Here is a 1,790-nt window from a genome sequence, read left to right on the forward strand (position 1 = left end):
TGCACGACCGCCGGATTTACGCCACCGACCCTTGGTCACAAGAGCTTCGCGGTTCGTTGCCCGCTCGCCCTGATCGGCATCGCCTCATATCCGGTTCTTGTCCATCGGCCCGCAGGTTCGATCCACGCTTCCTCCCCACGGTCAGTCGCCCTTCCGCAGTTGCGCTTCTCTTCGCTCGCCATGACCAGCTTACGGTGGGACTTCCACCCACAAGAATGCGCCCATGCTGGGCGCACAACGACAAAAGCCCGGGCAGGCCGGGCTTTTTGCTGCAAGCGGTCAGGCTCGGATCAGATGCCGAGGCCGGAGAAGCGCTTGTTGAACTTGGAAACGCGGCCGCCGCGGTCCATCAGCTGCTGGTTGCCGCCGGTCCAGGCCGGATGCGACTTGGAGTCGATTTCGAGGTTCATGACCTGGCCTTCCGCGCCCCATGTGGAACGGGTCTCGTACTCGGTGCCGTCGGTCATGACCACCTTGATSRTGTGGTARTCGGGATGAATCTTCTCTCTCATGATAATTTCCTGCCGGTCTATGGTGGTCTTTTGCTGCATTCACTTGCAGCAGCCGAGCCGAAGAAATAAATGAAGCCGCGATTGACGTGGATCACGGCTTCGTTCGATGGGCGACGCCTATACATGAAGCATGCACGGATAACAAGTGGCCGGAAGCAGGAATCGCAGCCTGTGTGGCGCACAAAACGGGGGCCGAAGCCTTGGCAGAGCAGGACAAACAAGCAGACAGCCGATCGCTCAAGCCGCTCGGCAAGCTCTATCCCTATATGTGGCGCTACAAGAAGCTGGTCGGCGGCGCCATCGTCTTCCTGATGGTGGCGGCAATCACCACGCTGATCCTGCCGACGGCGGTGCGGCGGATGATCGACAGTGGCTTTACCCAATCGGACAGCAAGTTCATCAACGCCTATTTCGGCATGTTGATGGGGCTGGCGGTGGTGCTCGCCGCGGCCTCGGCGCTACGCTACTATTTCGTCATCGTGCTCGGCGAGCGGATCGTCGCCGATCTCAGGCGCGACGTGTTTTCGCATATCACGAAATTGTCGCCGGCTTTCTTCGACGTCAACCAGTCGGGCGAGATCGTCTCGCGGCTGACGGCCGATACGGTGCAGATCAAATCCGCCGTCGGCGCCTCGGCGTCGCTGGCGTTGCGCAACACGCTGCTGGTGATCGGTGCGGTGGCGATGATGATCTATACCAGCCCGAAATTGTCGAGCCTGGTTCTCTTGGCTATCCCGCTGATCGTCTTTCCGCTTGTCGCCTTCGGCCGCTCGGTGCGCAAGCGCGCGCGGGCGGCTCAGGACAGGTTGGCGATCGCCTCGGCCTATGCATCCGAGGCGATCGGTGCGATCCGCACCGTGCAGGCCTTCAACAGCGCCGGCATCGCCAGTGACCGCTTCGGGGAAGCGGCCGAGAACGCTTTCGATGCAGCACGGCTTTCAACGCGTCAGCGGGCCTTCCTGACCGGCTTTGCCATTACCATGGTGTTCGGCAGCGTCGTCGCCGTGCTCTGGTTCGGTGCGCAGAATGTGCTGTCCGGGGCGATGACGCCCGGCACGCTCAGCCAGTTCCTGATCTATTCGGTGATGGCGGCAGGCGCGCTCGCCGCACTCTCGGAAGTCTGGAGCGAACTCAGCCAAGCGGCTGGTGCTGCGGGTCGTCTGTCGGAACTTCTGGTCGAAAAGCCCGAAATTGCGGCTCCAGAACATCCGGTGAGACTACCGCAGCCGCCGGTCGGCAGTGTTGAATTTTCCGATGTGCGCTTTGCCTATCCAACCC

Annotated in this window: 2 protein-coding genes; one reads left to right on the forward strand and one right to left on the reverse strand. The window is 61.5% G+C overall.

The features are described from left to right. Positions 1–290 precede the first annotated feature (290 nt). Positions 291–512: a 50S ribosomal protein L31 gene (rpmE, locus tag AC1D06_RS42515; RefSeq protein WP_477991578.1), complete on the reverse strand. Its 222-nt coding sequence runs from the start codon at positions 510–512 to the stop codon at positions 291–293. Between the two features lie 200 nt (positions 513–712). Between rpmE and AC1D06_RS42520 the strand changes: the two genes are divergently transcribed. Then, positions 713–1,790: ABC transporter transmembrane domain-containing protein (locus tag AC1D06_RS42520; protein WP_477991580.1), on the forward strand; the 1,078-nt coding region annotated here is incomplete at its 3' end.

The organism is Rhizobium sp. P2_G2, from assembly GCF_056403555.1.